This is a genomic window from Bradyrhizobium sp. G127 (genome assembly GCF_021502575.1).
Classification (GTDB): Bacteria; Pseudomonadota; Alphaproteobacteria; order Rhizobiales; family Xanthobacteraceae; genus Afipia.
The window spans coordinates 489764-516125 of the sequence record NZ_JAKFGN010000003.1 but is presented as its reverse complement, the minus strand read 5'-3'; the positions used below and the strand labels follow the sequence as shown (position 1 = coordinate 516125).

At 62.9% G+C, this 26362-nt stretch carries 25 protein-coding genes; 13 read left to right on the top strand and 12 right to left on the bottom strand.

Annotated features, from left to right (window positions below; translation table 11 throughout):
• Nucleotides 1-113 precede the first annotated feature (113 nt).
• From LVY71_RS22030 to LVY71_RS22015, 4 genes are all read left to right on the top strand, one after another.
• Nucleotides 114-1226, top strand: coding sequence for an ATP-dependent DNA helicase (locus tag LVY71_RS22030; protein ID WP_235102060.1), 1113 nt, complete (start codon nucleotides 114-116; stop codon nucleotides 1224-1226).
• Between the two features lie 145 nt (nucleotides 1227-1371).
• The gene (locus LVY71_RS22025) at nucleotides 1372-3063 is read left to right on the top strand and encodes a glycosyltransferase family 39 protein (protein WP_235102059.1); all 1692 of its coding nucleotides are present in this window, start codon (nucleotides 1372-1374) and stop codon (nucleotides 3061-3063) included.
• 161 nt (nucleotides 3064-3224) lie between these two features.
• Entirely contained in the window at nucleotides 3225-3599 is a 375-nt protein-coding gene (locus LVY71_RS22020) for a BA14K family protein (protein WP_235102058.1), read from the top strand.
• Nucleotides 3600-3844: 245 nt separating this feature from the next.
• Entirely contained in the window at nucleotides 3845-5116 is a 1272-nt protein-coding gene (locus tag LVY71_RS22015) for a serine hydrolase domain-containing protein (RefSeq protein WP_235102057.1), read from the top strand.
• Nucleotides 5117-5396: 280 nt separating this feature from the next.
• On the opposite strand, the gene LVY71_RS22010 is transcribed toward LVY71_RS22015, so the two are convergent.
• On the bottom strand, nucleotides 5397-5600 hold the full coding sequence (locus tag LVY71_RS22010; protein WP_235102056.1) for a hypothetical protein: 204 nt from the start codon (nucleotides 5598-5600) through the stop codon (nucleotides 5397-5399).
• A 1287-nt stretch (nucleotides 5601-6887) separates the two neighbouring features.
• On the bottom strand, nucleotides 6888-8546 hold the full coding sequence (locus LVY71_RS22005; protein WP_502797612.1) for an outer membrane beta-barrel protein: 1659 nt from the start codon (nucleotides 8544-8546) through the stop codon (nucleotides 6888-6890).
• Between the two features lie 236 nt (nucleotides 8547-8782).
• Between LVY71_RS22005 and LVY71_RS22000 the strand changes: the two genes are divergently transcribed.
• Nucleotides 8783-9796: a KpsF/GutQ family sugar-phosphate isomerase gene (locus LVY71_RS22000; protein ID WP_235102055.1), complete on the top strand. Its 1014-nt coding sequence runs from the start codon at nucleotides 8783-8785 to the stop codon at nucleotides 9794-9796.
• A gap of 8 nt (nucleotides 9797-9804) precedes the next feature.
• Here LVY71_RS22000 and LVY71_RS21995 read toward each other — a convergent pair whose 3' ends face one another.
• The 6 genes from LVY71_RS21995 to LVY71_RS21970 form a co-directional block, all read right to left on the bottom strand.
• On the bottom strand, nucleotides 9805-10248 hold the full coding sequence (locus LVY71_RS21995; protein ID WP_235102054.1) for an NfeD family protein: 444 nt from the start codon (nucleotides 10246-10248) through the stop codon (nucleotides 9805-9807).
• A 7-nt stretch (nucleotides 10249-10255) separates the two neighbouring features.
• Complete coding sequence (locus LVY71_RS21990) at nucleotides 10256-11230, bottom strand: SPFH domain-containing protein (protein WP_235102053.1); 975 nt, start codon at nucleotides 11228-11230, stop codon at nucleotides 10256-10258.
• Nucleotides 11231-11408: 178 nt separating this feature from the next.
• Nucleotides 11409-12446, bottom strand: a complete 1038-nt coding sequence (hemH, locus tag LVY71_RS21985; RefSeq protein WP_235102052.1) for a ferrochelatase — start codon at nucleotides 12444-12446, stop codon at nucleotides 11409-11411.
• Nucleotides 12447-12502: 56 nt separating this feature from the next.
• The gene (locus LVY71_RS21980) at nucleotides 12503-13669 is read right to left on the bottom strand and encodes a nickel/cobalt transporter (protein WP_502797611.1); all 1167 of its coding nucleotides are present in this window, start codon (nucleotides 13667-13669) and stop codon (nucleotides 12503-12505) included.
• Entirely contained in the window at nucleotides 13666-14316 is a 651-nt protein-coding gene (locus tag LVY71_RS21975) for a DUF1007 family protein (RefSeq protein ID WP_235102051.1), read from the bottom strand. Before LVY71_RS21975 ends, LVY71_RS21980 begins: the two co-directional genes overlap by 4 nt.
• A gap of 24 nt (nucleotides 14317-14340) precedes the next feature.
• Entirely contained in the window at nucleotides 14341-16443 is a 2103-nt protein-coding gene (locus LVY71_RS21970) for a M3 family metallopeptidase (protein ID WP_235102050.1), read from the bottom strand.
• 130 nt (nucleotides 16444-16573) lie between these two features.
• On the opposite strand from LVY71_RS21970, the gene LVY71_RS21965 reads away from it, so the two are divergent.
• From LVY71_RS21965 to LVY71_RS21935, 8 genes are all read left to right on the top strand, one after another.
• Nucleotides 16574-16834 (top strand): hypothetical protein, encoded by a 261-nt coding sequence (locus LVY71_RS21965; protein ID WP_235102049.1) that lies wholly within the window; start codon nucleotides 16574-16576, stop codon nucleotides 16832-16834.
• 662 nt (nucleotides 16835-17496) lie between these two features.
• Nucleotides 17497-18639 (top strand): type III PLP-dependent enzyme, encoded by a 1143-nt coding sequence (locus LVY71_RS21960; RefSeq protein WP_235102048.1) that lies wholly within the window; start codon nucleotides 17497-17499, stop codon nucleotides 18637-18639.
• 149 nt (nucleotides 18640-18788) lie between these two features.
• Nucleotides 18789-19385, top strand: a complete 597-nt coding sequence (locus LVY71_RS21955) for a GNAT family N-acetyltransferase (protein ID WP_235102047.1) — start codon at nucleotides 18789-18791, stop codon at nucleotides 19383-19385.
• Between the two features lie 38 nt (nucleotides 19386-19423).
• Nucleotides 19424-19549 (top strand): hypothetical protein, encoded by a 126-nt coding sequence (locus LVY71_RS22910; RefSeq protein WP_283842560.1) that lies wholly within the window; start codon nucleotides 19424-19426, stop codon nucleotides 19547-19549.
• 123 nt (nucleotides 19550-19672) lie between these two features.
• Complete coding sequence (locus tag LVY71_RS21950) at nucleotides 19673-20059, top strand: RidA family protein (RefSeq protein ID WP_235102046.1); 387 nt, start codon at nucleotides 19673-19675, stop codon at nucleotides 20057-20059.
• Between the two features lie 294 nt (nucleotides 20060-20353).
• Nucleotides 20354-20836, top strand: a complete 483-nt coding sequence (locus LVY71_RS21945; RefSeq protein ID WP_235102045.1) for a GreA/GreB family elongation factor — start codon at nucleotides 20354-20356, stop codon at nucleotides 20834-20836.
• Between the two features lie 22 nt (nucleotides 20837-20858).
• Entirely contained in the window at nucleotides 20859-21272 is a 414-nt protein-coding gene (rnk, locus tag LVY71_RS21940; protein ID WP_249788628.1) for a nucleoside diphosphate kinase regulator, read from the top strand.
• Nucleotides 21273-21430: 158 nt separating this feature from the next.
• Complete coding sequence (locus LVY71_RS21935) at nucleotides 21431-22825, top strand: homospermidine synthase (protein WP_235102202.1); 1395 nt, start codon at nucleotides 21431-21433, stop codon at nucleotides 22823-22825.
• Nucleotides 22826-22890: 65 nt separating this feature from the next.
• On the opposite strand, the gene LVY71_RS21930 is transcribed toward LVY71_RS21935, so the two are convergent.
• From LVY71_RS21930 to LVY71_RS21915, 4 genes are all read right to left on the bottom strand, one after another.
• Nucleotides 22891-23226 carry a hypothetical protein gene (locus LVY71_RS21930; RefSeq protein ID WP_235102044.1) on the bottom strand — a complete coding sequence of 112 codons (336 nt, stop codon included), beginning with the start codon at nucleotides 23224-23226 and terminating at the stop codon, nucleotides 22891-22893.
• Between the two features lie 116 nt (nucleotides 23227-23342).
• Nucleotides 23343-24359: a WD40 repeat domain-containing protein gene (locus LVY71_RS21925; RefSeq protein WP_235102043.1), complete on the bottom strand. Its 1017-nt coding sequence runs from the start codon at nucleotides 24357-24359 to the stop codon at nucleotides 23343-23345.
• Entirely contained in the window at nucleotides 24359-25396 is a 1038-nt protein-coding gene (locus tag LVY71_RS21920) for a CobW family GTP-binding protein (RefSeq protein ID WP_235102042.1), read from the bottom strand. The genes LVY71_RS21925 and LVY71_RS21920 overlap by 1 nt, the downstream gene beginning before the upstream one ends.
• Before the next feature lie 51 nt (nucleotides 25397-25447).
• Nucleotides 25448-26353 (bottom strand): metal ABC transporter substrate-binding protein, encoded by a 906-nt coding sequence (locus LVY71_RS21915; RefSeq protein ID WP_235102041.1) that lies wholly within the window; start codon nucleotides 26351-26353, stop codon nucleotides 25448-25450.
• Nucleotides 26354-26362: the final 9 nt, after the last annotated feature.

Genomic DNA, 26362 nt, shown 5'->3' with positions numbered 1-26362 from the left:
CGATTGCGACGGATGTTTCGTCACAATCGGCCGCATTATTCCTCATCGTGACGGCTGCGAGTCAGCTATGCACGTCTCTTCGCTCAAATCCCGACAGATCGCCGCACGCACCGATGACCACATTCACGCCACACCAGGATCAGGCGCTCCGCGCCGTCGCCGACTGGCTCAAGGCCAGACCCGGCAAGGGCGGCACGCCGCAGGTGTTCCGGCTGTTCGGCTATGCCGGCACCGGCAAGACCACGCTGGCGCGGCACATCGCCGACGACGTCAACGGCAATGTGAAGTTTGCGGCATTCACCGGCAAGGCCGCGCTGGTGATGCGCAACAAGGGCTGCGACAACGCCTCGACCATCCATTCGCTGATCTATCGCACCCGCGAGTCCGGCGAGGAGCAGCCGAGCTTTGAGCTATGGGACGACGCCCCCGCCTCCAAGGCCAAGCTGATCGTGATCGACGAATGCTCGATGGTGGACGCCGAACTCGGCCGCGACCTGATGTCGTTCGACTGTCCGCTGCTGGTGCTGGGCGATCCTGCGCAGTTGCCGCCGATCCAGGGCGGCGGCTTCTTCACTGATGCCGAACCCGACGCAATGCTCACCGAGGTCCACCGTCAGGCGCAGGACGATCCTATCGTGCGGATGTCGATGGCGGTGCGCGAGGGCCGCTCGCTCGATCTCGGCACCTTCGGCGAAAGCGAAGTGGTGCGGCGCGATGCGCTCGATCCCGATCGGGTGATGGCCGCCGACCAGGTTCTGGTCGGCCGCAACAACACCCGCCGCGCCTACAACATGCGCGTGCGGCAGAAGCAGGGAATCGAAGATCCGTTGCCGGTGGCCGGCGACAAGCTGGTCTGCCTGCGCAACAACCGTAAGAAAGCGCTGTTCAACGGCGGGTTGTGGCGGGTGAAATCCCGGGCGCAGTCCAAGTCCAGCATTATCACCATGCGGTTGTCGCCCGACGAGGAGGTCAGCAGCGCCAAGGTGACGAAAGTGTCGGTGCGCGGCGACTGTTTCGGCGGCGGCATCGAGGACATTCCGTGGGAGCAGCGCCGCCCCTATGACGAATTCGACTATGGCTACGTGCTGACAGTCCACAAGTCGCAAGGCTCGCAGTGGAACGACGTCGTGCTGTTCGACGAGAGCTTTGCCTTCCAGGATAGCCGGGCGCGCTGGCTCTACACCGGCATCACCCGGGCCGCGAAACGGTTAACGGTTGTCGTCTAATACTTTTTGCGAATGCCTCCTTTCGCAGCGCAAGATGCAATTTCCTTGAGCAAGTGCCTTTCCCGCACTTATGGTTGTTCCCGAGCCGGCCCGAGGGCCGGCTCCGCCGCGAGGGCACGGCGCAAAAGCTGGGGAACGCCGGGGAATGACCGATTCCGTAAGCGGGGGGCTGGACGTTTCCGGCCGCAATTTCGCTGGCGCCGGGGAACGCATGGGCCTGAAATTCAGGCAACTGGCGCTCTGGCTCGGCACACGCAATGCATTCGATCTTGCCTCCTGCGCCGCCTTGGGCGCGCTGGTCGTCCTCGCGGTCTGGACCTTCCAGGACTACGCGATTTCCAACGACGAAGGCGTCCAGCATCAATACGGCGAACTGATCGTCGCCTACTACAAGAGCGGCTTTACCGACCAGTCGCTGTTCAAGCTCGATAACCTCTATCTCTACGGCGGGCTGTTCGACATCGCAGCCCTCGGCCTCGCGCAGATCCTGCCGGTCGACCAGTACGAGCTGCGTCATCTGCTGTGCGCGCTGATCGGCATCGGCGGCATCGCCGCGGCGGGCGCAACCGCGCGATTGATCGCGGGACCGCGCGCGGCGTTCTTCGCCATCGTGGCGCTGGCGCTGTGCGGCTCGTGGTACGGCGGCATGTACAACCACACCAAGGGCATTCCGCTCGCCTCCTTCATGGCCGGCGCGATGTACTTCCTGATCCGCGCCACGCGCGATCTCCCGACCCCGCGCATGCGCGACGTGATCGGCTTCGGCGCGATGATGGGCGCCGCGCTCGGCATCAAATCGCTCGGCCTGCTACTGGTCGGATATGCCGGCCTCGCCATTCTGATGAACCTGCCGCGTCCCGTGATCGGCCACTGGCGGGAGCGTTCACGCTTTGCGATGCGCGCGGCGCTGTGGTTCCTGCCCGGCTTCATGATCGCCTATCTCATCATGATCGCGGCGTGGCCGTGGGCGGCGCTGTCGCCGCTCAATCCGGTGCGCGGCCTGCTGTCGTTCAGCGACTTTCATTATCACATCCGCACCATCCTGTTCGGCAAGGTCTACGAGATGGCCGATGTGCCGCGCGCCTATGTGCCGACTTACATCGCGATCCGGCTGCCGCTGCTGACGCTCGGCGCGACGCTGCTGTCGCTGGCGCTGCTCGTTCTGCCCGCGCGCATCGGCGGGATCGGCGGTCAACGCCGCCGCGAACTCGGACTGATCGCATTCGCCGCGATCTTCCCGGTGGCTTGCCAGGTCGTGACCGAAGGACCGGCGCTCGACGGCTGCCGCCACTTTCTGTTCGTGTTTCCGGCCATCGCGGTTCTCGCGGGCGTCGGAATGAACGCGTCGATCGGCGCACTGGCGCGGCTGCATCGCAATGCCGTGATCGTCTGGTTCGCCGTCATTGCGACCTGCTTCACCTGGACGGCGGGCAAGCTCTATCACCTGCATCCTTACGAGTATCTCTATTACAACCAGCTGGTCGGCGGGCTGGAAGGCGCATCGCGGCGCTTCGTGACCGACTACTGGGTCAACATCATGCCGGAAGCCGTCGAGGAATTGCACGACTACCTCGACCGCACCGAGCCGGAAACCGCGCAGACCAAATCTTACAAGGTCGCTGTATGCGGCGAGCGCGTTTCTTACGAGGAGTATGCGCGGCCCAACCTGCAGTGGATCAAGATGTACGACTGGCGCCTGGCGGATTTCTATATCGCACCGACGCATATGAACTGCGACCGCACCCTCGCGGGGAAAGTCGTCGCCAGGATCGAGCGCCTCGGCGTCACCATCGGCGTGGTGAAGGACCGCCGCGCTGTGCGCGAATCTGAAGAATGATCTGCATCAAGCGCTGACCGTGCAAAATCGTCATACTTCGACACCGGCCGTTAATCGGAATTCACGATAGCCAGGGCCGTCGTCTTGGCGCTTGGCAGCGCCGAGGGGTATAATCTATCCGGCTGGAAAACATCGTCCAGAAATCTCAAAAAGGAACAGATATGCGAACAGCAAAACTTCTCGCGGCCGCGCTGCTTGCCGGTGCAACGACACTGACTCTTCCGCAGTCCGCGACATCGGCGCCGCTGATGACTGATGCCATGCTGTCGAGCGCCGCTTCTGCCTCGAGCGACATCGAGAACGTTCAGTATTATCACCGCCGCGGCTATTACGGCCATCGTCATCATGGCGGCGGCGGCACCGCAGCGGGCATCGGCATCGGCCTCGCAGCTGGCGCAATCATCGGCGGCGCCATCGCCGCGTCGCAGGCGCAGGCCCAGCAGAACGCCGCCTATTGCGCGCAGCGCTATCGCTCCTACGATCCGCGTTCGGGCACCTATCTCAATCGCGACGGCAACCGTTATCCCTGCCCGTAAGCGATCTGCCTCGCACTGCAAAAGCCGCCGGATTTTTCCGGCGGCTTTTTTGTTGATGCACCGATCACGACATCGCGCACGCGCGGCATCGGACTTTGCGAATTCTGCGCTGGCCTGACCAAAGGTGCTCGGATACGCTCCGCGCAACTTCGGCAACGAAGGCATAAGAAACCGAGGAAACATTCATGCCCTTTCGCATCGCGGCGCGCGTCCCTGCCCTCTGCGCTCTCCTGACGAGTATCGGAATGACACTGCTGCCATCCACCGAACTAGATGCACAGACCGCGCAGCCGCTTCCCACCGCCGCGCAAAGCGACCCGAAAACACTCGGCATGATGCAGGGCTTTCCGCCGCCGCCGGACAAGACCATCCGCTTCATCGACGGATCGAGCCTGAAATTTCCCAACACACGCTGGGCATTCAGCCACATCCGCGAACTGGTGCCGACCGCCAATGTCTCGCGCGGCGAAGGCCCGGTGACACCGCTGCCGCGCGCCGAGCGCGATCTCGGCAACGTCGCGATCACCACAATGGACGGCAAGGCGATCACCTTCAACGACGCGCTGCAACTGACCTACACCGACGGCATTCTGGTGCTGCACAAGGGCAAGGTCGTCTATGAGAAATATTTCGGCGAAGGCAGCGTGCAGCGGCCGCATGTCGCGTTCTCGGTGACGAAGTCCTTCGTCGGCACGCTGGCGGCGATCCTCGCCGCCGACGGCAAGCTCGATCCCGCCGCAGCCGTGACGAAGTACGTGCCGGAGCTGAAGGACTCGGCCTACGGCGACGCCACCGTGCGCCAGGTGATGGACATGACCATCGGCGTGAAGTTCTCGGAAAACTATTCCGACCCGCAGGCCGAAGTGTACGACTATGCGCGCGCCGGCGGCATGGTGCCGCTGACGCCGAACTATCAGGGGCCGCGCACCTTCTTCGACTTCCTCGTCAAGCTGAAGAAGGACGGCGAGCACGGCAACGGCTTCTTCTACAAGACGGCGAACGCCGAGGTGCTGGCGTGGATTGTCAAGCGCGCGAGCGGCCTGTCGATGGCGGAGCTGCTGTCGCAGCGGGTTTGGTCGAAGCTCGGCGCCGAGCACGACGCCTATTTCATGGTCGACAGCATCGGCACCGAATCCGGCGGCGGCGGTCTCAACACCACGCTGCGCGATCTCGCTCGCTTCGGCGAGATGATGCGCAACAAGGGCAAGGTCAGCGGCAAGCAGGTGATTCCGGCGTCGGCCGTCGCCGACATCGAGAAGGGTGGCAGGAAGGAAGACTTCGAGAAGGCCGGCTATTCGCTGCTGAAGGGCTGGTCCTATCGCGACATGTGGTGGATCACCCACAACGAGCACAACGCCTACACGGCGCGCGGCATCTATGGCCAGAGCATCTATATCGACCCGAAGGCCGAGATGGTGGTCGTGCGCTACGCCTCGCATCCGATGGCTGCCAACGCCGCCAACGATCCTGTCTCGCTGCCGATGTACATGGCGGTGGCGAAGACGCTGATGAAGTAACGCCGGGCGCGCCGGAAAGGCCGTGATCTCTCCAACGGTCATTCCGGGATGCGTGCTCCGGACGCGAACCCGGTATCGAAGATCGAAACAAACACAGAAATCGGACTGCCGTCATTCTGAGGTGCACGCTCTTGCGCGCCTCGAAGGGTGATGGCGATCCAACCGGCTGCGTATCCTTCGAGGCTCGCCGCAAACGCGGCTCGCACCTCAGGATGACGCAACATCGATTCGCTTCGCGAATGCGGTCCGCGCATTCGTCAGGACTATGGGAGAAAGGTGTCTAGGCGACGTTTCTTTCGGGTGCCACCTCTGTGGCTGGCACCGCGCAACTCTCAAGCACCTGCCGCAATTCCTCTTCCAGAAACTCATTGGCGATGATGAGCGCCTTGAGCGCGCCGCGAATGTCGCCGCCGCAGGTGGCGATGGCGCTGTCCACGGCGCGGTCGTAACGGTCGATGTCCTTCTGCGTGGCCGGTCTGAACATATGGCTCTCCGATATGGCAGAGATCGCGACAGACCGGTTTGCCTCGCCCGGCGAGTCGGGATGATTTATGTTCTCTATTTGTTCTGATGATTGGCGATCTGTCAATCGGGCGCTTTCGCCGTCCACCGGCGCATCGTTGGGTGTCCGGCGCGGAATCTCCGAAGCACGCGTATCTGCGAATGGGTGCTAGCCGGCGACGATCCCGAGGCCGCGCCCGGGATACCCGCGATGCACATTTCAGCACTCGTCATTCCGGGACGCGTCTTCCTGGACGCGGGCCCGGATGCTTGAACCTGTCATTCCGGGATGCGCGTTCTTCACGCGCAGACCCGGAATCCAGTCCCCTTGTTATGGCTTTGTCAGCAGCGGTGGATTCCGGGTTCACTCGCAAAGATGCTCGCGCCCCCGAATGACGGCGAATGATCCGGCGTGACGACTCCTGCAACATTTCGTGATGGGGATACCAATCCCCGCGCTTCAAACCTCTCTTAAGTTCGAAGCGTCCTGTTCGTGAGGGGCGCTTCTCGAGGGCGCTTTTGAAGCGGAACAGGATGCGGCGCCTGCGCGATGTGGATTCGCACCCACACGTCCGGGAGGCCGGGGGTCACCGTCCGGGCCAACTACGTGGCTCTGCCTTCAATGGCTGGACGAGGACAGGATGAAGGCGGGCGAAAGCCTGCCGGATCGGAGGCGCGGTACGCGCTCGTCCTGTCCCGGAAGCACGGTCCCCCGGACACAAATCGCCGCGAATGGAGCGCCGCAAGGCGATGCGCTTCCGGAGAAATACCGCCTCGCAAGCGGATGCCGGAAGCGAGACAAGACAAGGTGCGCCTCGCGGCGCTCCATGCCCCTCCCTTTTTAAGGGGCGCGAACGAGGCAGGCCTCGCGCGCGCATGTGAGGGGGAAACTACAAACTCACCTCGCGCGATGCGCGGGAACGGTTGCGCGTGGCTGTTTGAAAATTGAATCGGGAGGCGATCTGCGAACGCTCAACATATACGATGTCGTCCCCGCGCAGGCGGGGACCCATACTCCCTGAGTTATCGATTTAACGGAGATGCTGGAGCAACCTTCTCGCAATCACCACGACGTTCAGTGGTTATGGGTCCCCGCCTGCGCGGGGACGACGCGGAGAGATTACGCGCGATACACCAATAGCTGCGATCGTCATCACCGGGCTTAACCTGGTGATCCACGTCTTGCTTGCGAATGTCGAGATAAGTCGTGGATGGCCGGGTCAAGCCCGGCCATGACGAACTGCGGGCCGAATGCCGATACTCGCTCGCCTCACCGCTGCACGCGGACGCCGAGCATCACGATCGTCGCCGACGAGCTTGCACCGGCGATCGAGCTTTCCAGCCAGTCCTGACGGACCTGCGCCTTGATCTGGAACGTGCGCGACAGCTTGTAGACCAGATCGCCTTCAACAAAATAACGCTTGTCGAGACGCGTGCCGTCATAGTCCGTTGTGCCGGTGCCGACCTTCGCGGTGCCGATCAGCCAGCGGCGGAAGGCATGATCGACCTGCAGCGAGTAATCGCGCGAAATGCTGCCGGACACGCCGGGCAGCGTGGTTTCGTCGATCGATGACGTTGCGCCGAAGGTCACCGTGGTGAGGCCGGTCGCGGTCCAGATCAGCGAGGCGCTGGTCAGCAAGCCCTTCATGTCGGTGAGGCGCGGATCCTGATAGGTCCGCAGCGCATAGCCGATCGCGGCCTCGCCGGTCAGCAGCCGCGAGAACTCGAACGTCGAACCGGCCTTGACGTAGCCGCCGTTGGAATCCCGCTGGAAGCCGGAGCGGTCGAACTGCACATCGTGCTTGCGCGTATCGATCTGGAATTCGCCGAACGGTTTGACGCCGGGCATCAGATCGTAGCTGACGCGGGTGAGCGCGCCGAACTGGTTGAAGTTGCGGTCGTCGTTGGTGGTCGACGAACCGTCGGTGAGCTTCGAATACTGGTAAGTCGTACGATCGGCGACACCTGCGACCGACACCTGCAGCCGATTGAAGTCGTGTTCGACGCCGGCCGTGCCGCCGATCGTCGTCGCCAGCGGATATTGCGAAAGCCCCTGCTGAATATTCGGCGAGCCCGGGTTGTCGGTAAAGACCCGCATGCGCAGTTCGGTGTTGATGCGGGTGTCGCGCCGCGCGTCGATGCGGCCGTTGACCTTGCCGTTGAAGCTCGGCGTGTCGATGCTGGTCGGCACCGGCGACGGTCCGCCGTCGAGCGGCGGGAACGTGGTCTTGTAGCCGGTGAAGGAGCCGCGCAGATCGGCGATCAGCGAATGGCGTTCCCAGTCGGAGGCGATCAGCAGCTCCGGCGCCACCGTGTAGAACGCCGAGGCCTTCGGCTGGTTGATGCGGCCGGGATTGGTGCTGTAACCGCCCCAGACCTCGACCGCGGCCTTGGTGAGAAACGTGCCGGTGTGGAAGCCGACATTGGCGAACGGATCATCGTCGGGCTTGAGGCGGCGGCGCGCGGGCTGGCCGGGAAACGTGCCGGCGACCGACGGCGACACCGGTGTCTGGACTTTGGCTTTCGGCGGAGACGGCTGTGGCGTGCCGGGGCCGCGTGCTTTCGCCTTCGGCGCGCCGGGATAGAGCTTCGGCCGCTTGCGCACGCGGTTGAGGGAATCGAAGCCGCTGTCGGACGCGCCGGACGCAGGCGGAATGCCGTAAGTCGGGATCGCCCCGATGCGCGACGGTGCTCTCGCGCTTCTGGAGGCGTCCTGATCGTCGCCGTTCTGCGCCGTCCGGCGCAGCAGCGAGCGGTCGGGTGGCGCAAACCCGCCCTGCGAGGGGTTCAGCATGTCCGGCGTCAGCGACTGCGCGAGTGCGGCCATCGGGTGCCACAGGATCAGCAGGCCGCACACCGGCAGCGCGCGCCACGAAGGCACGCGCCAGCGATGGTCCCACAACCGGACAGGCTGCCGCCGACCTGGCACTTTTCACTCACCTCTCGGTCCCGGAAACCCGCCGGGGCCGCGCCGGAAAAACACAACGAATTCAGGGAACTGCGGGCAAAAACGCCGCCCTCCAGCGCCCGTAGGCGCCGTTAACAGAGTTAAAACAATTATGGTTAACGGGGGGTTAGGCAGGCCGGCGCGTCGCCTCACGCTCTTGGCCGTGCTAAAGGCAGCGCCTAGATAGGGCGAGTCTTCCGCTCCCTCAGGAACCCCACATGGCGATCTCGAAACCGCGGACGGCTTCTCCTTCCATGACCCATTCCACCTCGCCCGCCATCGAATCAGCGCTGCGCACCCTCGACGCCGAGGCCAGCGGCATCACCGCGCTGGCGAACGCGCTGCAATCCGATCTCGGCCCGGCGTTCGACGCCGCCGTGACGCGCATCCGCGACGCCAAGGGCCGCCTGATCGTGACGGGGCTCGGCAAATCCGGCCACATCGGCAAGAAGATGGCCGCCTCCTTCGCCTCCACCGGCACCCCCGCCTTCTTCGTCCATGCGGCGGAAGCCAGCCACGGCGATCTCGGCATGATCACCGCCGACGACGTCATCATGGCGCTGTCGTGGTCCGGCGAGACCGCCGAGCTGAAGAACCTCATCAACTACTCACGCCGCTTTCGCATCACGCTGATCGCGGTGACCTCCGAGGCCGGTTCGACGCTGGGCTCAGCCGCCGACATCGTGCTGACCCTGCCGAAGGCGCGCGAGGCCTGCCCGCACAATCTCGCACCGACCACGTCGTCGCTGATGCAGCTTGCGCTCGGCGACGCGCTGATGGTGGCGCTTTTGGAAAGCCGCGGGTTCACCGCGCTTGATTTCTCCGCGCTGCATCCTTCCGGCAAACTTGGTGCGATGCTGAAGTTCGTGCGCGACCTGATGCACAAGGACGCTGCGGTGCCGGTCAAACCGCTCGGCACCAAAATGTCCGATGCGCTGGTGGAGATGACGTCGAAAGGCTTCGGCTGCGTGGGCATCGTCGATGCGCGCAACGAGATCATCGGGATCGTCACCGACGGTGACCTGCGCCGTCACATGCGTCCGGATCTGATGACCGCGACGGTCGATGACGTCATGACGAAGAATCCGAAGACCATCAGCCCCGACCTGCTCGCCAGCGAGGCTTTGGAAATTCTCAACTCATCGAAGATCACCGCGCTGATCGTCACCGAAGGCAAGAAGCCGATCGGCATCGTGCATCTGCACGACATTTTGCGCGCAGGCGTGGCTTAGGTCTTCACTTAGGCGGGCCCGACCTGAAGGCTCGCCCCGTCCGCGCTCACGATTTTCACGCGGCTGCCGGCCGGCGTATCCGGCCCCGACACGCGCCACACCGTATCGTCGATCTTCACCGTGCCGATGCCATCGACAATCGGCTTCTCCAGCGTGAAGACACGGCCGATCAGGCCTTCCGCGCGCTTGTTGAGGAATGGCTTGTCGGTCGGTCTGGCGTTGCGGCGGGAGAAATTCCGCCACAGCGGCACCATTGCGATCGACAGCACGGCAAACACAAGAATCTGCGCCTGCCACGACCATGCGATGCCGAACGACAACACTCCGACGATCAGCGCCGCAAGCCCGAGCCACAGCATGAAGACGCCGGGTGCGAAGGTTTCGATCCCCATCAGCACGATGCCGATGATCAGCCAGTTCCAGGTCCCGAGTTTCGACAGAAGCTCACCCATGACAATCTCAGGATTTCGGAGTGGTGTTCGGCACGGTCGGCGGACGGCGCGGCGCTGAGGCCGATCCGCCGTCGCCGAACGTGGCCTTCGCAATCTCGGCGATGCCGCCGAGCGACGAAAGAACGCCAGTGGCTTCGATCGGCAGCATGATGATTTTCTGGTTTGGCGACTCCGCGATCTGGCTGAACGCCTTGATGTACTTGTCAGCGATGAAATAGTTCAGCGCGGCAACGTCGCCGCTGGCGATGGAGTTGCTGACCATTTCGGTGGCCTTGGCTTCCGCTTCGGCTGATCGCTCGCGCGCCTCGGCGTCACGGAACGCCGCTTCGCGGCGGCCCTCGGCCTGAAGGATCTGCGACTGCTTGGCGCCCTCCGCACGCAAAATTTCGGACTGCCGCTGCCCTTCGGCTTGCAGGATGTCGGCGCGCTTGACACGCTCCGCCTTCATCTGCCGGCCCATCGCCTCGACCAGATCGTGCGGCGGCACGATGTCCTTGATCTCGATGCGGTTGACCTTGACGCCCCACGGCGAGACGGCGGCATCGACCACACGCAGCAGGCGCTCGTTGATCTCGTCACGATGCGACAGCACCTGATCGAGATCCATCGAACCCATGACGGAGCGGATGTTGGTCATAGTCAGTGTCACGATCGCCTGATTGAGATTGGACACCTCGTAGCTTGCCTTGGCCGCGTCAAACACCTGATAGAACGTCACGCCGTCGACGGTCACGGTCGCATTGTCCTTGGTGATAACCTCCTGCTGGGGAATGTCGATCACCTGCTCCATCATGTTCACCTTGCGGCCGACGCGATCGAAATAGGGAATGATAATGTTGAGGCCCGGACCTAGCGTGCGGGTGTATTTGCCGAACCGCTCGATGGTCCAGTCGTAGCCCTGCGATACCGTTTTCACACCGGCGAACAGTGTGAAGATCACGAGCAGAACGACCGCAATGGCAAAAATATCGAAACCGGACATTGAAAGCTCCCTGCAATAAGCCCGAAAGCGAAAGACAGTGTGTTGCGGTCAGCCTAGCACAAATGCACCGCGGCCGCGCTGCTCTTGGTCGACCCGGGCGGGATTGCGGTTCGAGGGGAAGGAGAATAACGGCCACCGGAACGGCCGCCGGTGCGTTTTGACGCCTGAAATAGGCGTCTTAGATCCAGCCCCGCAGTTCGCGCAGCACGATCTGACGGATCACATCCATGCCCTCGTCGCTGTCGTTGAGGCAAGGGATAAAGGAGAAATGCTCGCCGCCATTGTGATGAAAGATCTCAGCATTTTCCTGGGCAATTTCCTCGAGCGTCTCGAGGCAATCCGCCGAGAAGCCGGGGGTCACGACGGCAATTCGCCGCACGCCATCCTTGGCAAGCTGCTCGATGGTCTTGTCGGTATAGGGCTGCAGCCATTCCTCATAGCCGAAGCGCGACTGAAAGGTCAGCATCAGCTTCCTGTCATCCAGACCCATACGCGCACGCAGAGCATCCACCGTCGCGATACACTGCGCCTGATAGGGATCGCCCTTGGCGATATAGGACTGCGGCATGCCGTGGAAGGACGCCATGATGACTTCAGGCTCGTACGGCAAGGTCGCAAGATGGCGCTCGATCGAGACCGCGAGCGCATCGATATAGCTCGGCTCATCGTAATATGGCGGCGTGAAGCGCACGGTGGGCTGCGCGCGCATGTCTTTCAGAGCCGCAGCAACCTTGTCCACCACCGTGGCCGAGGTCGACGCCGAATATTGCGGATAGAGCGGCATCACCAGAATACGGTCGCAGCCCTGCGCCGTCAGCGCATCGATCCGCGACTTGATCGAGGGATTGCCATAGCGCATGCCCCAGTCGACGACGACATGCTTCTGATCCGCGATCGACGCCGCGAGCTTGTCGGACTGCGCACGGGTGATGGTCTTGAGCGGCGACTCGTTCTTCTCGGTGTTCCAGATTTTCAGGTAATCCTTCGCCTTCTTGGCAGGACGAACCACCAGAACGATGCCGTTGAGAATGATCTGCCAGATCAGCCCCTGATTTTCGATCACGCGCGGATCGGACAGGAACTCACGCAGGTAGACGCGCACGCCGCGGGCATCAGCCGTATCGGGCGTGCCGAGATTGACCAGCAGCACACCGACACGCGGCGGCGCAGCCTGCGTTACCGGCCGATGGGCGTCGAGGGGAACAACCACTGTCATGATGAATTTGGATCGCGCGTTACGGAAACATTGTCAAGGCAAGCAGATTTTAATGACTAGAAACAGGTGACGCGCTCTGCAGCGATATATCCCAGCAGCAGACCGATGCCGAACAGCATCACCAGACCGGCCGCGCCGAACTCGATGCCGCGCAACAGGATCGCACCACCGCCGTCGCGGCCCGCAGCGATGCGGCCAGCGATCCCCTTCGCCGAGACCGCAATGAGAGCAATGGCCGAGACCGTGATCGCGGTTCCGAGCCCCATCAGCAAGGTCGCGGCAACGCCGGCCCAGAACAGACCCTGCGCCAGCGCGAACACCAGAACGAGGATCGCACCGGAACAGGGCCGGATCCCCACCGTCAGCACCGCGCTCAGGCCGCGTGCCCAGCCGCCGGGACCGGCGAGCTCGCTCGGTTCCGGCCCGTGCGAATGGCCGCAATGCGCTTCGTGAACGTGGTCCGCATGATCGTGGTGGTCATGATGATCATGCGCGTGATCGCCGTGAGCATGATGAGCGTGGTCGTCATGAACATGAGCCCCGCGCGCGTGAGCATCACCATGCGAATGTGCATGATCATGGTGGTGCGAATGATCGCGATGACCATGGACATGAGCCATCGCGGGAACGAGTTGCGGGGTGGCGACGCCACGCCATGAACGCAGCGCGCGGAAGAATCCACCGCCTTTGCTCCAGACCAGCCGCGCGCCGAACGCCGCGATCAGGCTGTAGCTCGCGATCTCGATGACACGCTCGGCGCTGCACATCTGGCCGGCGGTGACATTGAGGAGGGCCGCGCCGATGCCGACGATGGCAATCGCCACCAGCGCCTGCATCAGCGCCGAGACGAATGACAAGGCGATGCCGCGCTTTGCGGTTTCCTCGTTAGCGATCAGATAGGACGAGATCACTGCCTTGCCATGCCCCGGGCCAGCCGCATGAAAAATCCCGTAGGCAAAGGAAATGCCGAGCAGCGCCCACACCGCGCTGCCGTCGGTTTTCGCCGCACGAATGGTCGCCGACATCTGCCGGTAGAATTCGGATTGCCTGGCCAACAGCCAGCCGACGATGCCGCCGACCTGCGAGTCCGGCACCGCGCCCTTCGGCGCACCGAACGGGTTTTGCGCGAAAGCCGCATGAACCGCGCAATCCAGAACCAAAACAGCGGCGAGAACCGCAAGGCAGACCGGCGCAACGCGAAGGATCGGGCGAATAGTAGTCACGGCGCGCAACTCACATTGATCTTGTTGGCGAACATCGCGCCGTAGTTGGAATTGTCGCCGTTGAGGAAGGTCTGCTCGTTCATCGTCTGCGCCTGTGCGCTGCCGTCGCTGGGACGCTCCACCGTGAGCTTGCAACCGGCCGGCGCACCGACCAGCGTGACCGGGTCCTTCTCGTTCAACTGAAAGTCGATGAAGTACGACGGGTCGAACACCTCGATGGCGAGAGCATCCGCCTTGAACGGCGTCTTGAACGGCAGCGTAAAGTGCAGCGTCAGCGCGGCGTCCTTGTAGTCGAGATAGTAATCCACCGGATCGGTGAACTTCTCTTTCTTCTGGCTGCCTTTGGCGCCGACCTTGGCGAAGGTGAAGAAGGCATACTCCTTGAGCGACTCCACGTTGGTCTGCGCCAGCGGCTTGAGCTCTTCCCGGGTATAGACGCCCTTGGTCTTGGTCTCGATGCCCTGCAGCGCGTAGGTCGAGAACATGTCGTCGAAGGTCCACGCATGGCGCACGCCGGTGATGGTGCCATCCGGCGCATAGACCAGTTCGCTCTTGGCCGTGATCCAGACATGCGGATGCGCCTGCGCGGCGCTGGCGCCCAGCGCGAACACTACAACAAAGCTCAGGCACTGAATGAGACGGCGCATCGTGCTCGTCATATCGACCTTTGGTTAAGCCGCTTCGGGTTCGTTGAGCAATCCGCGACGGCGCAACAGCGCATCGGGTTCGGGCTTGCGGCCACGGAAGGCAATGTAGGCGTCCTCCGGATCGCGTGATCCGCCCGACGAATAGATATCGTCGTGCAGACGCTTCGCCACCGCCGGATCGAAGATATTGTGGGCTTCCTCGAACGCGCCGAACGCATCCGCGTCCATCACCTCGGACCACATGTAGCTGTAATACCCCGACGCATAGTGATCGCCGGAGAAGATGTGGCCGAACTGCTGAGGCCGGTGGCGCAGCGCGATCTCGGATGGCATGCCGATCTTCTCGAGTTCCTGCTTTTCGAAAGCGCGCACGTCGGTGATCGAGGCCGCGGGCTGGGTATGGAATTCGAGGTCCATCAGCGCGGACGAGACGAACTCCACCGTGGCGAAGCCCTGGTTGAACTTGCGCGCGGCGATGAAGCGCTTGAGCAGGTCTTCCGGCAGAGGCTCACCCGTCTGGTAGTGACGCGCGAACTTTTGCAGCACCTGCGGCTGTTCCTGCCAGTGTTCATAGAGCTGCGACGGCAGTTCGACGAAATCGGTGAATACGCTGGTGCCGGACAGCGACGGGTACACGACGTTCGACAGCATGCCGTGGAGGCCGTGGCCGAACTCGTGGAACAGCGTGCGGGCGTCATCAGGCGACAGCAGCGACGGCTGGCCATCCGTGCCCTTGGAAAAATTGCAGACGTTGATGATCAGCGGCGCCACGTCGCCGTCGAGCTTCTGCTGGTCGCGCAGCGAGGTCATCCACGCGCCGGAGCGCTTGGACGGCCGCGCGAAATAGTCGCCATAGAACAGCGCCTGATGTTTACCGCTGGCATCCTTTACCTCCCACACCCGCACGTCGGGGTGCCAGACCGGCACGTCCTTGCGCTCGGCGAAGGTGACGCCGAACAGCCGGGTGGCGCAGTCGAACGCGGCGTCGATCATGTGATCCAGCGCCAGATAGGGCTTGATCGAGGCGTCGTCGAAATTGGCGCGGCGCTGGCGCAGCTTTTCCGCGTAATAGCGCCAGTCCCATGCGGCAAGCTTGAAGTTGCCGCCCTCCTCGGTGATCAGTTCCTGCAAGGCGTCGCGGTCGGCCATGGCGCGGGCGCGCGCTGGCTTCCAGACCCGCTCAAGGAGACCGCGCACGGCCTCCGGCGTCTTGGCCATCGAATCCTCCAGCCGGTAGGCGGCGAAGCTCGGATAGCCGAGCAGCTTGGCGCGCTCTTCGCGCAGCTTGAGGACTTCGAGGATGATCGCACTGTTGTCGTTGGCGTTCTGGTTGTCGCCGCGGGCAGTGAAGGCCTTGAACACCTTTTCGCGCAGGTCACGGCGGCTCGAATCCTTCAGGAACGGCTCGACGAAGGATCGCGACAGCGTGACCACCATCTTGCCGGGCTTTCCGCGCTCGTCGGCCGCAGCCTTGGCAGAGGCAACAAAGCTGGCCGGAAGTCCCGCCAGATCGTCCTCGCCAAGCTCGAGAGTCCAGTCCTGCTCGTCGCCGAGCAGGTGGTGGCTGAAGTCGGTGGACAGATGCGCCAGCCGCTCGTTGATTTCGGCGGTGCGCGCCTTGGCAGCGTCCGAGAGGCCAGCGCCGGCACGGTGGAAGCCGGTCCAAGTCCTCTCCAACAGCCGCTTCTCTTCCGGCGTCAGCTTGAGCGAGGCGGCCTTGTCGCGGAGCCTGGAGACCCGGGCGAACAGCGCAGCGTCCATGCTGATCGGATTCCAGTGCCGGGCCTGCTTCAGCGCCACTTCGGACTCGATCTTAAGAAGCTCGGGATTGGAGTGGGCCCCAACGAGGTCATAGAACACCGCCGACACCTTGGAGAGCAGCTTGCCGGAGCGCTCCAGCGCCGTAACGGTATTCTCGAAGGTCGGCTCGGCAGGGTTGGTTTTGATCGCCTCGATCTCCGCGGAGTGCTCGGCAAAGGCCTTGTCGAAGGCGGGCAGGAAGTGCTCGGAGCGGATATCGGCGAACGGCGGCGTCTCGAACGGCGTCTGCCACGGCTGGAGCAGCGGGTTGCCCCCCGGCGCTTGCGATGAGGAGGCAACGGCGGCGGACGAGGACGCTTCTGACATGGTGAGGCCTTATTTCCAGCGATTTTCCCGAGCCTCTCTATACCATCGGGTGGGGCTTTTTTGCGCCCTTAACGCTTGATCGGGGCGGCGATTTCGCAGAGATTGCGCCCCGAAACGGGATCACAAAGTCATGAACGCCAAGAAGCTCGAAGCCAATGCCCGCGAAATCGCGTGGCCCAGCGTCATCACCGTCATCAGCGCCGCCATCCTGATCGGCGCCGAGGTGTTCGGCGCGGCCTTCGCCGGCGGCTGGGCGCTGGCGATCCTGTTCGGCCTCAGCGACACGGGCGCTCACATCGTCCAGATCGCGCTCTTCCTGATCGGCGTCGCCATCATGATCGGCTTCGTGCGCGGCGCTCAGCGCGTCGAGCCTTTCACACGCAAGATTTAAGGTCGCACGCGGAAGGTTTGAGAATCCTCCTGCGCCGCAGGCGCTTCTTGCGCTCCGAAACTTAACGCGCGTTCATCTTTCTCGCTGGCTGTTAACTCTCGCGCGACATTTCAGTCACGCGGCGGGGAAAGTTGCCTCGCGAGCAAGAAAATACTTGCGCCACCGAGTCAAAACTCATATTTGCACTCTTGCCCAATTTCGCACGTGCCTGTGGTCGTGTGTCAGTCGGTAGGTATCCGGACAAGAGGCCGGACAGCCGCCAAGGGACGAAGAAGCCGAGGGTCGCTTAAGTCGGTCTAGACTTAAGAGGCCAGCATCTCTCTCCAGGGATGCCGTTGAAGGTGACTTTGCTCCTTGCAACCGTGACTGGCAGCCGGAGGCGAACCGGCGCACCCCGCTCTCAACGGGGGACGCGACTTAAAGCAACGACGGATCGGGCTTTTTTGGTCTCTGTTGGCTTTCCACCAGCCAGCGCGAATACCGAAGAGGCTTGTCCTTCATTGCCAGGTGTGCGGGCGGGAGCTTTCCCAACCAATCCACGGCAGCACAGTCTGATCTGAGTGTCGGCTATCGTCGCGTCTCCATCGTGCGACATAGCCAAGGCGCTCATATCCGACATCATTTTTTGGACGGTCCGTCGCAGGGCCGTTTGGGAGAGTGCTATGACCGATCGTATCCAGGAATTCCTGCGCAACCGCCGCAGCGAGGGCCTCGACACCGAGCCGTGCCTCGTCGTCGACCTCGAAGTCGTGCGCGACAACTACCAGACCTTCGCGAAGGCGCTCCCTGACTCACGCGTTTTTTACGCCGTGAAGGCGAACCCGTCGCCTGAAGTGCTGTCGCTGCTGGCCTCGATGGGCTCGTGCTTCGACACCGCGACCGTCGCCGAAGTTGAGATGGCGCTGGCTGCCGGTGCGACACCCGACCGCATCTCTTATGGCAACACCATCAAGAAGGAGCGCGACATCGCACGCGCCTTCGCGCTCGGCATCCGCCTGTTCGCAGTCGACTGCTCGGCCGAAGTCGAGAAAATCGCCCGCGCCGCCCCCGGCGCCAAGGTGTTCTGCCGCATTCTTTATGACTGCGCAGGTGCCGAGTGGCCGCTGTCGCGCAAGTTCGGCTGCGATCCGGAGATGGCTGTCGACGTCCTCGACCTTGCCAAGCGCCTTGGCCTGGAGCCCGTGGGCATTTCGTTCCACGTCGGCTCGCAGCAGCGCAAGGTGAAAGCGTGGGACCGCGCGTTGGCGATGGCCTCGACGGTGTTCCGTGACTGCGCCGAGCGTGGAATCAACCTGTCCATGGTCAACATGGGCGGCGGATTCCCGACGAAGTACCTGAAGGACGTTCCTCCGGTCGTGCAGTACGGCCGGTCGATCTTCCGCGCGCTTCGCAAGCACTTCGGCAACCAGATCCCGGAGACCATCATCGAGCCGGGCCGCGGCATGGTCGGCAACGCGGGCATCATCGAGACGGAAGTCGTTCTGATCTCGAAGAAGAGCGACGACGACGAGAACCGTTGGGTCTACCTCGACATCGGCAAGTTCGGCGGTCTCGCCGAGACGATGGACGAGTCGATCCGTTATGCGATCCGCACGCCGCACGACGGCGCGGATATGGCTCCGTGCATTCTCGCCGGCCCGACCTGCGACTCGGCCGACGTGCTGTACGAAAAGGCACCGTATCCGCTGCCCGTCACGCTCGAGATCGGCGACAAGCTGCTGATCGAAGGCACGGGTGCGTATACCTCGACCTACTCGTCGGTGGCTTTCAACGGCATCCCGCCGCTGAAGACGTATCACATCTGATCGCCACGCGATCGGGCCACATCTGAACAGCCTCCTCTGAGGCCTGAATAACCGGGAGCCGGTTCGCCGGCTCCCATCCCGTCACATCGCGATTTTGCTGACAACACTCCGGAGCCGGCTGGCTTTTTTGGAGTGGGGACTGACGTGCCATGACTGCTGTTTGGAAAAAGACCGCCGCCCTCACCCTCGATGCCGCTCCGTTCGCGATCCGTGAGGAGCGAGCCTCGGACGTCGTCGCGCGTGAAGCGCTGCTGGATGCGAGCTTCGGCGAAGGCCGGCACGCGCGCACCTGCCAGCGCCTGCGCGACGGACGCGCGCCTGCCGAAGGCCTCGCCTTCACGGCAGTGCATGAGGGCCGCGTGGTCGGCACCGTGCGGTTGTGGCACGTCAGCGCCGGGGGCGTCCCGGCGCTGGTGCTCGGCCCGCTGGCGGTCGACACCTCCTGCCGTTCGCTCGGCATTGGTGCTGCGCTGATGATTCACGCGCTGGCAGCGGCGAAGGCACGCGGCCATGGCGCAGTCATTCTGCGCGGCGACGCGGCTTACTATGCCCGCTTCGGCTTCTCCGCAGAGAAGACCGGCGAACTGGCGCTGCCCGGCCCGTTCGAGCGCGACCGGCTGCTGGCCGTGGAGCTGCGCGACGGCGCGCTGGACGAGGCTTGGGGCATGATCGTGGCGACCGGCATGAAGGCACGGCGCTGCCGCCCGGCCGGAAAAGCCCGCCGGCTTGCGCTCCACGCGGCGTGATCGGTCGCGCCATGAACAAACCATCCCGACAGAGGACCATGCTGATGCTGCTTTTTGCTTTCCGGCTTGCAGCCGATCTGTTCCAGCGCTGGTGGCGTTCGCCCACGCGGCGTCCGATTCTTGATGCGATCCGCGTCTCGACGAGAGCGCCGCGGCACAAGTAAGCCGTGTCGCCTGTTGGTATTGCCAAGCGGGATTCGTCCCCATCGCCGCTTGATTTGAGCGCTAAGACACGGCATTGCGTGGCACCTGCAAGCCACGCCCGCCGCTTTTATGAGGAAAATCCCATGTCCCGCCGACTGATTTCATCTGGATCGCCATTCGAGAAGGTCGCCGGCTACAGCCGCGCCGTTGTCGAGGGCGACATGTGCTTCGTCGCCGGAACCACCGGCTACGATCCGGTCACCAAGGTCCTGCCGGAGGACGTGGCCGAACAGACCCGCAACTGCTTCAAGGTCATTGCCAGCGCACTGAAGGACGGCGGCTTCGAGATGGCCGACGTCGTGCGCGCAACTTACTACGTCACGGACGCGAAGGACTTCGACGCGGTGTTCGCTGTGTGCGGGGAAACGCTTGGCGACATCCGCCCGGCGGCGACGATCGTTGCGGTGTCCGCCCTCTACAAGCCGGAGATGAAAGTCGAGATCGAAGTCACCGCCAAGCGACGTTCCTGAACGCTGTAGCTCGCGAAGCTGCCTGAATTCTTTTACGTTATCCTGCGACATGCTGGCCAACCGGGCCAACATGTCGCACTCGATCTGTTGACTTTCCTGCAATCGGTCATAGCTTCAATTCATCATGTCGAACGTCTGCACCAATCGTCTGTTGCTTCGCGCAGGTCGCCTTCAAACTGGAAGGTGACCCGGGCGGACGCGCAGCCGCGCCGTCCCGGGTCTTTGCAGTCCTTTTCGCCCACAATTAGTCCATGAACCGCTCGGCGCTCCGCGTCGGGCGTTTTGAGATACGTCATGATGAACGAACAGCTTCCGCCCATCCGCATCGGGGCGAATGATTTCCACCTGCTCAAGCTCGCTGCCATGCAGGCGGTGGAAGATAGCAACCCTGTCTGCAGCTTTCTGGTGTCCGAACTGGAGCGCGCGGAACTGGTCGAATCCGCAGCTCCGCTACGCTGTGTTCGCCTCGACAACTGGGTAACGTTCCGGGCGGACGATGGACTGTTGCTGGAAAGCCGTATTCCGGTGCTGCCCGAGAATTTCCGCAGCAACCATCTGCATGTGTCGATTCTGTCGCCTTTGGGAGCCGCCCTGATCGGCGTGCCGGTCGGATCGCGCATGCCTTATGTGGGCATTGATGGCATCAGCCACGTGCTCACCGTTGAGAGCCTCGAACCACCGCTCGGCGTCATCTCGCTGCAGCAACACCGCGCTCTGAGATCTATGCTGCGCAACGATGACAATGAACCCGGCCCGCGCGGCCCTACGGCAGCCTGAAGACCTAGGAAAGAGAACAATCATGAGTCATTTGACCCCTGAATTGCCGCCGATCTCCCTGCGCATGTGCGACGCAGATCGCCTGCGCAACATTGCCGAAGCCGCCTCGGATAAATACCCGCAGACCACCGATTTTCTGGCGCGGGAAATCGAGCGCGCTGAAATCCTGCCGGACTCCCGTCTGCTGCCGGGCCTCGTCGCGATGAACTCGGAAGTGACCTTCCGCGATGACATCAGCACGCAGGAGCGAACCGTGACCCTGGTTTATCCCGAAGCCGCGGACGTCGACGCAGGAAAGATATCGATCCTGACCCCGATCGGCGCGGCGCTGATCGGCCTGTCCGTCGGGCAAACCATCGAGTTTCAGACGCCCGGCGGGCGCTGGCGCTCACTGACCGTGCTCAAGGCTTACCCGGCACGCGACGGATATCGCTGACAGCGTTTCAAGACGATTTTGTGAAAATGCGGCGGCAAAGCATCGTTGCCGTCATCCTCGAGTTGCCGTAAGTCCTGCGCGGCTGCCCTTCCCTGCTATCCGGAGTTTCAGTAGTGATCACATCCCCCGTTTACGCGCGCATCAGCGGCCCGATCGTGATGGTCGGCTTCGGCTCCATCGGCAAAGGCACGCTGCCGATGATCGAGCGGCATCTCGATTACGACAAGTCGCGCATCACTGTGATCGATCCCAAGGACGAAGGCCGCAAAGCTCATTGCGAGAAGCACAATGTGCGCTTCATCCAGCAGGCCGTGACCAAGGACAATTACCGCGAACTACTGACGCCGCTGCTCACCGAAGGCGGCGGTCAGGGCTTCTGCGTCAATCTCTCGGTCGATACCGGCTCCACCGACATCATGGAGCTCTGCAACGAACTCGGCGCGCTTTATATCGACACGGTCAATGAACCCTGGCTCGGCTTCTATTTCGATGCGTCGAAGGGCCCGGAAGCGCGCTCCAACTATGCCCTGCGCGAGAACACGCTGGCCGCCAAGCGGGCCCGTCCCGCGGGCTCCACCACGGCCGTGTCCTGCTGTGGCGCCAATCCCGGCATGGTCTCGTTCTTCGTCAAGCAGGCCCTGCTGAATGTGGCCACAGATCTCAAGCTCAATGCCCCAAAGCCGAAGACCAAGGGCGAATGGGCGGACCTGATGCGCCAGGCCGGCATCAAGGGCATCCACATCGCCGAACGCGACACCCAGCGTTCGAAGAAGCCCAAGGAGCCGGATGTCTTCGTGAACACGTGGTCGGTGGAAGGCTTTCTGTCGGAAGGCGTGCAGCCGTCCGAACTCGGCTGGGGCACCCATGAAAAATGGATGCCCGAAAACGCGCACACGCACGAGGCTGGCTGCGGCGCGGCAATTTACCTGATGCAGCCCGGCGCCAACACGCGCGTGCGAACCTGGTGTCCCACTCGCGGCGCGCAATACGGCTTCCTTGTCACCCACAACGAGTCGATCTCGATCTCCGACTATTTCACGGTGCGCGACGCATCCGGTGCCGTGGTCTATCGACCGACTTGCCACTATGCCTATCACCCTGCAGATGATGCCGTGCTCTCGCTGCACGAAATGTTCGGCCGGGCAGCCAAGATGCAGGAGAAGCATCACATTCTCGACGAGAACGAGATTGTCGACGGCATCGACGAGCTCGGCGTGCTGCTATTCGGCCACGACAACAACGCCTACTGGTATGGCTCGCAACTCTCCATCGAGGAGACGCGAAAACTTGCGCCCTATCAGAACGCCACTGGCCTGCAGGTGACCTCCGCCGTCCTCGGCGGCATGGTGTGGGCGCTGGAAAATCCGAACGAAGGCATCGTCGAAGCCGACGAGATGGATTTCGATCGCCTGCTGGAAATCCAGTTGCCGTATCTCGGTCCGGTGAAGGGTTACTACACCGACTGGACGCCGCTGACCGACCGTCCGGGCCTTTTCCCGGAAGACATCGACACCAGCGATCCCTGGCAATTCAAGAACGTTCTGGTGCGCTGACCGCTGCATCATATCGCAAAGCAAAGCCGGGCCACATGCCCGGCTTTTTCGCTTTCACGCGTGGGTTATCGCCTGATTGGCTCGCCCATTTTCTCGGCCGGCGCGGGCGGCAGCGCCGGCTTCGCGCCCGCCTTCTGCGCATCGGCATCGGGACGCGCCGGCTCAGGCGCCGGCGTTGTCGGCCGCGTACCGCCGGGCATCGACTCCGCCGGGCCATCGGTTTTACCTGCTGGAACAGATGGCGTCGTCTCCGCCGGCTGTGTTGTCTGCGCCATGTGGATTTCACCGCGGGAAGACAACTGCATCAGCGAGACTCCCGACAGCGCCAGACCTGCTGCAATCAGCAGTGCTGACAACAAAAATTTGGCCCGGCTGCCGCGGCGCTTGTGATTTGGAGTCATCTCGACACCCGTTGCTTGCCCAATAGGACTTCAACGGGTGGCCGAAGTGAAGGTTCCGACATTCATGGGCGCCTGATACCGCAATCCATGATTGAAAAATACGGAACCCGAATGTCTCAGAGGGTCAGCAACCCGGCGTCGCCGTCTTCGGTGGCGAAGGCGAGCAGCGAGCCTTTCGCATTCCAGGCCAGCGCGGCGACCGGCTCGCCGGCATTGCGCCGAACGAGGATTTCAGCGCCGTCCGCGATGCGCACCATCAGGATGGTGCCGTCGCTGTAGCCCACCGCAAAGACGTCGTCCTTCGGATGGCACGCGACTACTGTCGCCTTGGCCTGCAGCGGTGCCAGCATCAAAGGCTCCTTGCCCATCGGGCCGTCCTTGCTGGCGAAGGGCCACAAGATCACGCTATCGGAGCCTGATGTCGCGAGAAACTTTCCGCCGGCGCTCCACGACATCGAGCGTACGCGGGCGGGATAGCCGGTCATCCGCATGTGGCGCGAGTCAGCCAGCCGCCAGCCATGCAGCGCGGACTCGTGCATCGAGGTGACGAGGAAACGGTTGTCGGCACTGAAGGTCACACCGAGATGCGAGCCCTTCCACTCCAGGAATTCCGGTTTCGCCCCCATGTTGGGAAACCACAGCGTCACGCCGTTGTAGTGCGCGACCGCGAGCCGCACGCCTTTGGGCGCGAAGGCCAGCCCGCCGACCGTGGACGGCACGTCGAGGAATTTCTCCTCGCCCTTCGGCGCGCGGACATAGGCCGTCTTGCCGGCGGACCATGCAACCGCACCATCGGTGTGCAGAGCGACATTGTCGATCCACCGCCGCTTGGCGTCGGTGGCCAGCGTCTCAACGTGGGATTTGACATCGACAGACACCAGCTTGCCGTCGTCGCCGCCCATCACGACGCGCTTGCCGTCCGATGCCGAACACAGAATGCCACCGCCATGCACGGGGATCTCGTTCGTCGCCTCTCCGCTTGCGAACGTGACATGTTCTTCCGCGCCGACAAATACCGCGACATCGCCGAGAAAATGTATCGCGGTCGCAGCAGCGCCGAGCGCGACCGGCGCAACGCGATCGGTGACCGACACGATGGAGGCCGTCTCTGGAGCCGGATTGAACTCTTTCATCACGCGATGGTTTTCGCAAAGCCGTCGCGGATGGCCTGCTCGGGCAATTCACGGCCGATGAACACGAGACGGCTCTCGCGCGCTTCGTCCGCCTTCCATTTCCGCTGATGGTCGCCTTCCAGCATCATGTGCACGCCCTGAAAGACATAACGATCGTCGTCACCCTTGAAGGAGAGGATGCCCTTCGAACGCAGGATCTTCTCGCCATCCTTCGCGACCAGTTCCTGCAGCCACGGCATGAACTTGGTCGGATCGATCGGCTTGTCGGTGCGCAGCGACAGCGACTGCATGTCTTCGTCGTGATAGTGCTTCATGCCGCCGTGGGAATGATCGTGGTGATGGTCATGGCCGTGATGATCGTGGTCATGGTCATGACCGCCGTCATCGAGAAACTCCGGCTCGATTTCCAGAATGCGGTCGAGATCGAACGCTCCGCGCCCCAGCACATCTGACAACTTGACCTGTGCGCGCTCCGTCTTGTGCAGCGTCGCATAGGGATTGATCGCGCGGATGCGGGCCTCGACTTCGGCCAGTTCCGCCTTGGTCACCAGATCGGTCTTGTTCAGCACGATGACGTCAGCGAAAGCGATCTGGTTCTTGGCTTCCGGCGCATCCTTGAGGCGATCGCTCAGCCATTTGGCATCGGCCACGGTCACCACCGCATCAAGCGCGGTTTTCTCGCGCACGTCTTCGTCGACGAAGAAGGTCTGTGCCACCGGGGCCGGATCGGCGAGGCCGGTCGTCTCAAGAATGATGGCGTCGAACTTGCCCTTGCGCTTCATCAGCCCGTCGATGATGCGCACGAGGTCGCCGCGCACGGTGCAGCAGACGCAGCCGTTGTTCATCTCGAACACTTCTTCGTCCGCACCGACGATCAGATCGTTGTCGATGCCGATCTCGCCGAATTCGTTGACGATCACGGCGTACTTCTTGCCATGGTTCTCGGACAGGATGCGATTGAGCAGCGTGGTCTTCCCGGCACCGAGGTAGCCGGTCAGGACGGTCACGGGGATTTTGGCGACAGCGGCTTCCGACATGAAAACTCCAGATAAGTCAAAGGCGCGCCCGGCGGCGGGGTGGCCCCTGCCCTAGCCTGAAAGCGCGCTCGTCAGGGCCTTTATATTGTGCCGGACCATATCAATGTAAGTGGGGGCAGGCCCCTTTTCGTCGGTCAGACTGTCCGAATACAACGTCCCGCCGATCTTTGCCGCGGTCTCCGCGGCCAGCCGGCGCATCAACCGCGGATCGCTGACATTTTCCAGAAAAACCGCCGGAATTTTCTGCTTTTTGATCTGCGTGATGATGGCCGCAATGTCGCGGGCGCTGGGCTCGGATTCGGTCGAGACGCCCTGCGGGGCGATGAATTTGACCCCATAAGCCGCGGCGAAATAGCCAAAGGCATCGTGGGTGGAGATCACGCTGCGCCGCTCCGGCGGGATATTCGCCACCGCCGCGCGGACGTCGGCGTCGAGTCCATCCAGTTTCGCGAGATAAGCCGCCGCATTGGCCTTGTAGACCTCCGCACCGGCCGGATCTGCGGTAATCAGCGCATCGCGAATATTGGCGACATAGGTCTTTGCGTTGAGCACCGACTGCCAGGCGTGCGGATCGGCCGAGCCCGCGTCGTGATCCTGGCTGAGCGCTTCGCCCGCTTCGATCTTGCGCGGTGCAATGCCCTTCGTGGCGACCACCGTCACGGCCTTGCCGCCCGAGGATTTCACCAGACGCGGCAGCCAGCCTTCGAGGCCAAGGCCATTGACGATCACGAGCTTCGCGTCGGTGATCTTCCGGGCGTCCGCGGGCGTCGGCGTATAGACGTGAGTATCGCTGTCGGGCCCGACCAGCGTAGTGACGCTAGCGCGGTCGCCGCCGACGTTCTTGGCAAAATCGCCGAGGATCGAGAACGTGGCGACGACGTTGAGCCGCTCCTGCGCACGCGCGGGGCTGAAGGCGGCAACGACCGCGACAGTCAGGATCGTCAGAACACGCCGCATCAAATTTCC

What these genes read in the sequence shown, in the direction of transcription:
- LVY71_RS22030 (WP_235102060.1), top strand. Translation starts at nt 114, where the DNA reads ATGACCACATTCACGCCACACCAGGATCAGGCGCTCCGCGCCGTCGCC.
- LVY71_RS22025 (WP_235102059.1), top strand. Translation starts at nt 1,372, where the DNA reads ATGACCGATTCCGTAAGCGGGGGGCTGGACGTTTCCGGCCGCAATTTC.
- LVY71_RS22020 (WP_235102058.1), top strand. Translation starts at nt 3,225, where the DNA reads ATGCGAACAGCAAAACTTCTCGCGGCCGCGCTGCTTGCCGGTGCAACG.
- LVY71_RS22015 (WP_235102057.1), top strand. Translation starts at nt 3,845, where the DNA reads ATGACACTGCTGCCATCCACCGAACTAGATGCACAGACCGCGCAGCCG.
- LVY71_RS22010 (WP_235102056.1), bottom strand. Translation starts at nt 5,600, where the DNA reads ATGTTCAGACCGGCCACGCAGAAGGACATCGACCGTTACGACCGCGCC.
- LVY71_RS22000 (WP_235102055.1), top strand. Translation starts at nt 8,783, where the DNA reads ATGGCGATCTCGAAACCGCGGACGGCTTCTCCTTCCATGACCCATTCC.
- LVY71_RS21995 (WP_235102054.1), bottom strand. Translation starts at nt 10,248, where the DNA reads ATGGGTGAGCTTCTGTCGAAACTCGGGACCTGGAACTGGCTGATCATC.
- LVY71_RS21990 (WP_235102053.1), bottom strand. Translation starts at nt 11,230, where the DNA reads ATGTCCGGTTTCGATATTTTTGCCATTGCGGTCGTTCTGCTCGTGATC.
- hemH (WP_235102052.1), bottom strand. Translation starts at nt 12,446, where the DNA reads ATGACAGTGGTTGTTCCCCTCGACGCCCATCGGCCGGTAACGCAGGCT.
- LVY71_RS21975 (WP_235102051.1), bottom strand. Translation starts at nt 14,316, where the DNA reads ATGCGCCGTCTCATTCAGTGCCTGAGCTTTGTTGTAGTGTTCGCGCTG.
- LVY71_RS21970 (WP_235102050.1), bottom strand. Translation starts at nt 16,443, where the DNA reads ATGTCAGAAGCGTCCTCGTCCGCCGCCGTTGCCTCCTCATCGCAAGCG.
- LVY71_RS21965 (WP_235102049.1), top strand. Translation starts at nt 16,574, where the DNA reads ATGAACGCCAAGAAGCTCGAAGCCAATGCCCGCGAAATCGCGTGGCCC.
- LVY71_RS21960 (WP_235102048.1), top strand. Translation starts at nt 17,497, where the DNA reads ATGACCGATCGTATCCAGGAATTCCTGCGCAACCGCCGCAGCGAGGGC.
- LVY71_RS21955 (WP_235102047.1), top strand. Translation starts at nt 18,789, where the DNA reads ATGACTGCTGTTTGGAAAAAGACCGCCGCCCTCACCCTCGATGCCGCT.
- LVY71_RS22910 (WP_283842560.1), top strand. Translation starts at nt 19,424, where the DNA reads ATGCTGATGCTGCTTTTTGCTTTCCGGCTTGCAGCCGATCTGTTCCAG.
- LVY71_RS21950 (WP_235102046.1), top strand. Translation starts at nt 19,673, where the DNA reads ATGTCCCGCCGACTGATTTCATCTGGATCGCCATTCGAGAAGGTCGCC.
- LVY71_RS21945 (WP_235102045.1), top strand. Translation starts at nt 20,354, where the DNA reads ATGATGAACGAACAGCTTCCGCCCATCCGCATCGGGGCGAATGATTTC.
- rnk (WP_249788628.1), top strand. Translation starts at nt 20,859, where the DNA reads ATGAGTCATTTGACCCCTGAATTGCCGCCGATCTCCCTGCGCATGTGC.
- LVY71_RS21935 (WP_235102202.1), top strand. Translation starts at nt 21,431, where the DNA reads ATGGTCGGCTTCGGCTCCATCGGCAAAGGCACGCTGCCGATGATCGAG.
- LVY71_RS21930 (WP_235102044.1), bottom strand. Translation starts at nt 23,226, where the DNA reads ATGACTCCAAATCACAAGCGCCGCGGCAGCCGGGCCAAATTTTTGTTG.
- LVY71_RS21925 (WP_235102043.1), bottom strand. Translation starts at nt 24,359, where the DNA reads ATGAAAGAGTTCAATCCGGCTCCAGAGACGGCCTCCATCGTGTCGGTC.
- LVY71_RS21920 (WP_235102042.1), bottom strand. Translation starts at nt 25,396, where the DNA reads ATGTCGGAAGCCGCTGTCGCCAAAATCCCCGTGACCGTCCTGACCGGC.
- LVY71_RS21915 (WP_235102041.1), bottom strand. Translation starts at nt 26,353, where the DNA reads ATGCGGCGTGTTCTGACGATCCTGACTGTCGCGGTCGTTGCCGCCTTC.